The organism is uncultured Campylobacter sp., assembly GCF_938045465.1.
Lineage (GTDB): Bacteria > Campylobacterota > Campylobacteria > Campylobacterales > Campylobacteraceae > Campylobacter_B.
In genome coordinates this window covers 1-8,409 of the sequence record NZ_CALIBF010000110.1, presented here as the reverse complement: position 1 = coordinate 8,409, position 8,409 = coordinate 1, and the positions used below count along the sequence as shown (strand labels likewise).

The 8,409-nt window shown below is 43.6% G+C and carries 8 protein-coding genes and 1 pseudogene; all 9 read left to right on the top strand.

Translation table 11 applies throughout. The features are described from left to right. Nucleotides 1-443 (top strand): hypothetical protein (locus Q0413_RS05150; protein WP_298987897.1); only part of this gene is annotated, 443 nt, incomplete at its 5' end. Then, nucleotides 403-1,524, top strand: coding sequence for a CCA tRNA nucleotidyltransferase (locus Q0413_RS05145; protein WP_298987895.1), 1,122 nt, complete (start codon nt 403-405; stop codon nt 1,522-1,524). The genes Q0413_RS05150 and Q0413_RS05145, both read left to right, overlap by 41 nt. 49 nt (nt 1,525-1,573) lie before the next feature. Further along, entirely contained in the window at nt 1,574-2,332 is a 759-nt protein-coding gene (locus Q0413_RS05140) for a hypothetical protein (RefSeq protein WP_298987894.1), read from the top strand. Continuing rightward, nucleotides 2,325-2,813 (top strand): tRNA (cytidine(34)-2'-O)-methyltransferase, encoded by a 489-nt coding sequence (locus Q0413_RS05135; RefSeq protein ID WP_298987892.1) that lies wholly within the window; start codon nt 2,325-2,327, stop codon nt 2,811-2,813. The genes Q0413_RS05140 and Q0413_RS05135 overlap by 8 nt, the downstream gene beginning before the upstream one ends. Next, entirely contained in the window at nt 2,801-4,162 is a 1,362-nt protein-coding gene (locus Q0413_RS05130; protein WP_298987890.1) for an endonuclease/exonuclease/phosphatase family protein, read from the top strand. The genes Q0413_RS05135 and Q0413_RS05130 overlap by 13 nt, the downstream gene beginning before the upstream one ends. Continuing rightward, nucleotides 4,159-4,293 carry a hypothetical protein gene (locus Q0413_RS05125; RefSeq protein ID WP_291937682.1) on the top strand — a complete coding sequence of 45 codons (135 nt, stop codon included), beginning with the start codon at nt 4,159-4,161 and terminating at the stop codon, nt 4,291-4,293. The genes Q0413_RS05130 and Q0413_RS05125 overlap by 4 nt, the downstream gene beginning before the upstream one ends. Continuing rightward, nucleotides 4,277-6,304, top strand: a complete 2,028-nt coding sequence (gene glyS, locus Q0413_RS05120; protein ID WP_298987889.1) for a glycine--tRNA ligase subunit beta — start codon at nt 4,277-4,279, stop codon at nt 6,302-6,304. The genes Q0413_RS05125 and glyS overlap by 17 nt, the downstream gene beginning before the upstream one ends. A 72-nt stretch (nt 6,305-6,376) precedes the next feature. Continuing rightward, a complete protein-coding gene (locus Q0413_RS05115; RefSeq protein ID WP_298987888.1) occupies nt 6,377-7,063 on the top strand; it encodes a CRISPR-associated endoribonuclease Cas6 in 687 nt (228 codons plus the stop codon). Between the two features lie 1,235 nt (nt 7,064-8,298). Beyond that, nucleotides 8,299-8,409, top strand: a pseudogene (locus Q0413_RS05110) (sulfate adenylyltransferase small subunit); the annotation flags it as partial.

The window sequence follows — 8,409 nt, the reverse complement described above, 5'->3', positions numbered from 1 at the left end:
CCGCGCTAAATATCCGCAATGTTGCCACGCAGCAGCAAAATTTCGTTTCTCAGTCACAGAATTTTACGATGCCTGGGGTGCGAGGTGATGAGCTCGCCACGCCGCAGCTTCGTAATTCCACCGCGCAGGATATGCAAGCGGGAGGTTTTGTTTCTTCTGGTGCTAAAAATTCCGCCACGTGCCATCCTGAAGCAGTGCGACATCTCGGGGCTGCGAGACAACCTCAAGCGGGCTACAAATCAAAATATCTCGCAAATGCAGATTTTAAAATTTCAAGCGAAGCGGAGTTTTTGAGCGCGATAAAAGAGCGGATTTTAGTGCTTTTTGAGGGGCTGAACGCTTTTGAGAAGGGCGATTTGAACGCGCGCGTGGAGCTAAATTTAAAATTTATGGAATTTTTGCTTGCAAGTATCGAAAACCGACTTGAAAATCTACCAAAATAACGATTTCATCGCGCTTTTAGATTATCTTAAAAAATTTAGCTCACGCATATATCTGGTAGGCGGCTGCGTGCGCGATCATTTTTTGGGGCGGGCGAGCGCTGATGTGGATGTGGAACTTTACGATGTGGATCCGCGCCGTTTCGAGCAAATTATGTATGGCTTCGGCGCACAGGGCGTCGGCAAAAGCTACTTCGTTTATAAATATAAAAATTTCGATGTTTCGCTTCCGCGCACCGAAAGCAAGACGGGTGTCGGGCACAAGGGCTTTAGTGTCGCTTTGGCTACGGACGAACGCGATGCTAGTAGGCGGCGCGATTTTACGATCAATGCGATGATGATAGACGCTATAAGCGGCAAAGTGCTCGATTTTTACGGCGGGCTTGTGGATCTGCATGCGAGGATTTTGCGAGTGGTCGATCCGCACACTTTCGTGGAGGATAGCTTGCGCGTGTATCGCGCAGTGCAGTTTGCTGCGAGATTTGAGCTTCGCGCCGAGCCTCGCACCTTAGAACTTATGCACGGCATCGACGTTAGCGATCTTAGTTGCGAGCGCGTTAAAGCGGAGCTGATTAAATTTTTCCGTGCACCTGCGCACCGATATGGGATGATGCTAATGCAAGAGCTAGGGCTTTATGAGCGGGTTTTTGGATTGCGGATTGATCCGCGCGCGCACGAGCGGCTGATAAAATTCATAGAGCACGGCGAATCTTTCGTGAGAAATGAAATGTTTTTTTTATACGCGTTTTTGAATTTTTTAGGATTAGATAAAAATAAAATTTTAAAGAATTTAGGGCTAAATTCAATTTATAAAAGGCTACTTAGTGAGCCGTTTTTTAAGCGGGTAAGCGACGAGCAGCTATGCAAAATCGCTCTAAAAATGCCGCTTAAGCAGTGGCTCGGGCTATATTGTAAAGGTAGGGTGCAAGCATCAAAGCGGCTTGGGATTTGGGATAAGAAATTTAAGAGCTTGGTTTGCGCTGCGGATGTCGCTCGCAATCTGCGCGGCGCGGCGATCGGCAAGGAGATTGAGAGGCTGCAAGAAGCGGAGATTAGGGCGTTTGTAGCGGCTTTAAAAGCGTAAATTTAGAGAGATTTCTGTAAAATCGCCGTTTTATTTAGGAGCTAGTTTTATGAAAAAATTCTATCGTCGCGACGAAATTTACGCGTTTTGCAAGAATGCTGCGTCTTTGCAAAAGCGCGCTTTTTGCTTTGATCGCAGGCAAAATCCCGTGATTTTTGCTGCGCGAAATTTTATCTTTTATGGCGAGCGAAATTTAAATTTTTGCGGCGTAAGATTTCATAGTGCAAAGCTTAGCTCGGTAGGATTTTATGACGCGGAATTTTACCTATTAAAATTTCATCCGTCGTGCCGCCATACCGAAAAAGCCCACGAGGCGAAGTTTTATGGATCGCGCGAATTTCGCAGATCACATCGCTGCGGCGAGAAATTATACGAGCCGTGCAGCAGCGAGACGGAATTTCACGGCTCGCATTGCAGCGAGATGAAATTTTGCGGATTAGGACATCTTGGCACAAAATCTCACAGCCTGCGTCATATTAAACGTATTAAAGCAAAATTTAGCGAGCCGTATTGCGCGTCCTGTGCTATGGGAGTAGTTGCCTCGCCGCACCACAAAAAAATGCAAGAGCCGTGTCGCTACAGGGAGAGATCTGACGTACTGCAGCGTCGCAAAATCATGAACCTAAATTTTATTTCACAGAATTTCAAATTATGGAATTTTGCCCATTTAAATTTGCAAGGCTTTACTGCGCGAAATCCCAAGCCGCGTAATTTGGCTTTTCGAAATTCTAAATCTCAAAACCTTGTCTCACGGAATTTTAAATCGCAAAATTCTGCCCGTTCAAAATCGGTAATTTTTGATGTTTAATATCGTACTGGTTTATCCGCAGATCCACACAAACACGGGCTCCATCGGGCGCATGTGCGTCAACGCAGGGTGTCCTTTGCATCTGATCAAGCCGCTGGGATTTGTCATCGACGATAAGCATTTGCGCCGCGCGGGGCTTGATTACTGGGCGAGCTTGGATCTTAAAATTTGGGAAAATTGGGACGAGTTTATGGCGGCGAACAAGAAATTTAAGCAGCGCTTCTTTTTTGCGACGACGAAGACGAACAGACTCTACTACGAGGCGAAATTTCAGCCGGGCGATTTTTTGATTTTCGGCTCGGAAGGGCACGGGCTGCCGCTTGAGATTATGCGCACAAACCGCGAAAACTGCATCACGATCCCGATGAGCGGGGCGGGGCGCAGTTTAAATTTAGCCACCAGCGTGGGTATCGTAACCTACGAAGCGATCCGCCAAAACATCGATAAATTCGACTTTAGGAGCGCGGTTTGCGAGTTTTAGCGCTACTTTTTGCGATGTTTTTCTGCGGCGCGAGTGCGGCGGAGCTGAAGATCGCATCGTTTAACGTACAAAATTTATTCGACGGCGTAAACGACGGCACGGAGTACGCGGATTTTGAGATCGGGCGCGGCTCATGGAGCGAGCAAAAATACGAGCGTAAGCTGCAAGAGATAGCAGACGAGATAAGCGCGCTTAATGCCGATATTTTGGGGCTGCAAGAGATCGAAAACGAAGCCGTGCTAAAAGCACTTGCGCAGAAGACGGGCTATAAATTCTACGCTTTTTCGCGCGCGCAGACTGCACCTGCGGGCGTGGCGGTGATGTCGCGCATACCGATAAAATTTCAAAAAACTTACCGCCCGACAGAGCTTAAAACACGAGATATTTTGCGCGCTGATTTTGCGCTTGGCGGCACTGATTTTAGCTTTTATGTCGTGCATATGCTCTCTGCACGCAATCCGCTTAGCGAGCGCAAGCGCAATTTCGCCTTTTTACGCGAGGTTTTGCAAGGGCACCAACGCGCTATCGTAGCGGGAGATTTTAATACGAATTTCGGGCGAAATTCTTTGCTAAACGAGCTTATCGAGCGCGATGGATTTAGCGATTTGTGGGCGCTGCATCCCTGCTCGCAGTTAAAGCATTTTAGCTCTTGTGAGTCTCATGAAAGTGGCGCGGTGCTCGATCATATCTTACTGAGCGACGATTTTTTTAGTAGCGAGCCGGGATATAAAAAGGACAGCTTCGCTGTTGCCAAATCCTCTCTCACTTCCGATCATTTCCCGATTAGCTTCATTCTGACGGACGAAGGCGCTTTCAAATCTATGCCGAAAAAGCAAGAATTTTTAGCTAAAAATACCGCTAGTTCCGCAAAGGCCGTCACGATAGAGGAGCTTTACGGGCGCATTATAAGCGAGCCTGTGCTGATAAAAGGCGCAGTCGTGAGCTTTGCAAACCGCCACGGCTTTGCGATTTCTCAAGATGGAAGCGGAGTTTTTGTCTATGGCGGCAGCGGGCTGCAGCTAGGCGATAAACTCGATCTGCTAGTAAAAAAGACGAAATTTTACAAACAAAGCTTTGAGATCGACGATTATGAGATCGTATCTAGAAGCGGCAACGTAGGCTCTATCGCACCATACGTTTTGCCTAGCGCATCGGTGCGGCAGCTGCGCGCAGGAGATGTGATAAGCGCGATTAAAGGTGACGTTAAAGACGGCATAATTTATCTAAAAAGCGCGGGCGAGTTTAGAATTTTTCGCAAAAGCGCTCCTGTGCAAAACGGCAAAAATTTAGAATTTAAAAATGCCTATTTTACGATTTATAAAGGGCAAAAGGAATTTATAGTAGAATGATACACGCCGTTATAACCGCACTTTTCGTGCTTTTTATGATATTTATGATCGTAGGATTTAACCGCGAAATGATGGAGAAAAACGAAAAACGAAATCAACGAAAAAAGGATAAAGATGGAACTACTCATTGAGATTGGGGTCGAGGAGCTGCCTGCGATCCCGTTTTTAAAAGAGCGTGCGAATATCGCGCCAAAATGGCGCGCGGTACTTGAGGCTAACCGTATAAATAGTGACTTTCGCTTCGAATTTAGCCCGCGTAGATTCGTGCTATTTCACGAGGATTTTCCGCAACGCGGCGATGATGCGCAGATCGTAAGCACGGGCGCACCAAAATCCGTCGCACTCAAAGACGGCGCGTGGAGCCCTGCAGCGCTAAGTTTTGCTAAAAAATGCGGCATAAGCGAAAGTGAGCTGGAATTTCGGCAGATAGGCGGCAAAGAGGTGCTCTACCACGCTGCGGTGCAAAAAGGGCGTGATAGTCGTGAAATCCTAGGCGAAATGATAGAGGAGTTTTTACGATCGCTAAATTTTGGACGCGCGATGCGCTGGGGTAGCGGTGAGTTTGAGTTTATCCGTCCGATAAGAAGCATAGCCTGCGTTTTGGGCGGAGAGAACGTAGATTTTGAAATTTATGGCGTGCGAAGCGCGGCTGCATTTTTTCCGCACCGAAAATTTGGCTATGAAGCGATTAAATTTAAAGACGCCGCAGATTATTTTGCACTGCTGGAGCGTAACGGCGTAATTTTAAGCGAGCAAAAAAGAAAAGATAAAATTCTAAGCGAGTTTGCAAAGCTCGAGAAAAAGCATGGCTTTAAGATCGAGGTCGATCCTGCGTTGCTAGATGAAGTAACGGCGATTACCGAGTATCCGACGGCGCTGTTAGGCAGCTTTGAGCGAGATTTTTTAAGCGTGCCAAAAGAGGCCATCATCACTTCGATGAAGGAGAATCAGCGCTATTTTCCCGTTTTCGAGGGTAAAAACTTAAGCAATCACTTCGTTGTCGTTAGTAATGCGATCACCGATGATGACGAGCTAGTGGTGCGCGGCAATGAAAAAGTTTTACGCGCGCGCCTAAGCGATGCTATGTTTTTTTGGAAAAGCGATTTGCAAGCGGAATTTAGCCCTGAAAAACTTAAGCAAATTTCCTATATGCAAGCTCTTGGCTCGGTTTATGATAAGCAAGTGCGCGAGCTAGCCGTAGCAAGGGTATTGAGCGCGGATTATGCTACGCAGATCGAGGTGGAGATCGGCAAAAAGGACTTCGCGCTGGATGTGGAAAATGCCGTAATGTTTAGTAAAGTAGATCTTAGCAGCACTATGGTGGGCGAATTTAGCGAGCTTCAAGGCATTATGGGTAGTTACTATGCCGCACACGCTGGACTGGCAGATCATGTATGCCGCGCGATACGCGAGCAATATCTGCCTAGCGGCGAGGATAGCGAGCTGCCAAGCGGTGTATTTAGTAGCGTAATCGCTATAGCGATGAAATTTGAAACGCTCCTGGGGCTTTTTAGCATCAATAAAGTTCCAAGCGGCAATAAAGATCCGTATGCGCTTCGCCGCGCAGCTACTGGGCTAATTAAAATTTTACTAAATCAAGGATTGAGCTTTGATGCGAATGCGCTGGCGCAGAAGCTAGCGCCAAATTATAAGAAATTTGACATTTCTAAGCTGCTGGATTTTATAAAAGATAGGTTATACGGAATTTTTGACGAGATAAATCCGTCCGTGATCAAGGCGTGCATCGCAAGCGGCGAAAACGATCTATTACTACTAAGCAAGGCCATAAAGGCGCTGGGCGAGATCGCAGCAGCAGCGGATTTTGCAGAAAATTTTGCGACCTTTAAGCGCCTAGCCAATATCATCAAGGACGAAAAAATAGGCGCGGTGGACGAAAACCTATTCGAACACGATGCTGAGCGTGCGCTAAATGCGGCGTTCAGGGCGGTTAAGCTCAACGAAAACGACGTGAGTGGGTATCTGCGCTCGCTATTTGGGCTTAAAGGCGTGATTGATGATTTTTTCGATAACGTAATGATAAACGTCCAGGATGTCAAGATACGCGCAAATCGTATCGCAAATATCGGGCAAATTTATCGCGCGTTTTTGCAGTTTGCCGATATCAAAGAGATAGGATTTTAATTTCACTTATAGCTCGTTTGCCCAAGGTTTACACGAACCTTGGGCAAAATTTTACCGCGCAAAGGAGTGCAAATGCTAATCATCAACGCAAAATTACCAACTAAAAATCTAAAAATCACAAAATCTCTCTCGCAGCTGATTCAGGGCTTTCTTTATCGCTACTTGCCGGCTTCAGAGCACGTAGGATATAGGCACGAATCAAGCGGTAAAATTTTTAAACGCACGGTGTTTGATTTTATCTTGCGAGGAGAGGACTTGCGCGTGCGATTTGCTTCATGCGAGCCGGAGTTTGAACGTAAAATCGCGCTAGCAGTGCTAAAAGACGGGTTAAGCTTGGGTGAAATTCTATTTACGCAAACTACCGTCGAAGCGAAAAATCATAAAATTTGCGAGAACGAAGCTATTGTGCAAGGCTACGTGGCGTGCGCAGTAAGCGGGCTTTTGGGGCATAAAGTCTATTTGCAGCCGCAAGATAGCAGGCATTTAGAGATGATGAGGACGAATATTTTACAGCGATTTGAAACGATTATGGGGCGAAAATATAATGGCGAAATGGAATTAAATTTATTGTGGCAAAAGCTGGGTGAGTCTGTGAAATTCTATTACGGCAACAATCGCAAGCCGGTATATGTGTGGCAGGCAAGATGGAAAATTGTAGCTAATGCAGAACTAATCAATTTGATCCTTGGCACGGGCGCTGGAAGTGGGTGTATGAACTACGGAGTAGGGGTTTTGGAGGTTGTAAAGCAAAAAGAATAAGGTCACAACCTTTAAAACAATAATTTTAAATCCCAGCGGGAAACCTTATTCTTTGATCTGCATTATAGTACAATTTTTACCAAAATAAAAGGAAGTTAACCCTTAAATCAATATAACTTGAAATCTATTTGGTTTTGTGCTATAATAAGGTAAAACAATAAGGAGTTACATTTGAAAACTAAAAAAGTTCTTAATCGCATGGGAAAATACATATTGTGCATTTTGTGTATATTTTTTAGCCCTATCGTAGATGTTAAAATATTTGACATAAATTTTGGGTAGATAGAGTTCAGTATTTATTGCAATTAGTTTTTGAATCACAATAAAATATGCCTCTTAATGCCTTAATCTTATTCTGATTTCAAATCTAGAATAATTTTAGAAATATTTAAGTAAAATGGTCATAAAATCAACTAAAATACTTAAGGTAAAAATAAAATATGGGATTAGCTCATAAACTCTATAAAATTGGCAGCCTGCTAAGTGACGACGATGTTAAGGCTATGATTAAAAGTTCCAATTTTAAGGATAGTGACCATATAACTTTGGCTATTGATTTTAAAATTGAGAACGGGAGGCTTCTTAGTACTCCAAGACTATCACGAACTTCATTAGACACCATAAAAACATTTTTTACAAAAAAGATAGGTGGAACTAGTAATTCATATTATTTATACCCAAACTACGAGTATCAAAATGAAAAAGATTTATATAAAAAATTCCAAGCTATTTTGCATACCTTACAAAATTCCATTTTAATCTATTCAAATCCACAAAATCATAGTTTAGCAAAGATTGTTTTTGATTATATAGATAACTACAAAAATGATGAGCTTGGGTTAAAGGACTTTAAGCAAGGCGATTATTTTCTGATTTTACTTATAAATGACAAAAGTTTTTATGAGCTTATGCCGGAAGTTTTGCAAAATTATCTTAATGAATTTGTAAAGCCTCATATGGAGGACAAAAAAGGAAACGCTTTTTTAAAGGAGCAGATAGATATTGTTACCCAAGAAAAAGAACCTTGCGGGTATGATCCGAATGTCAAGTTTTTTACTATGGATAATTATGATGACAAATTTAAAGAGCAATCCATAAACCGTCTTCCTATGTCAAAAAATACGGCAAAATCGGTCAAAAAAGGCTGGATGTATGCGATAAACAATCTTAAATTTTATTACAAAGGATTAGAATATATAATAATTCCGTCTATGGTAAATTTTGACGAAGATATTTTTAAGGAAATGATAAATTTTCGTGACAGAAGAGCAAAGGAGCTTGGGATTGAAATGATAGAGTATATTAACCCTGAAGGAATTGAAAAAAATATTAATCCGTTTGACCAC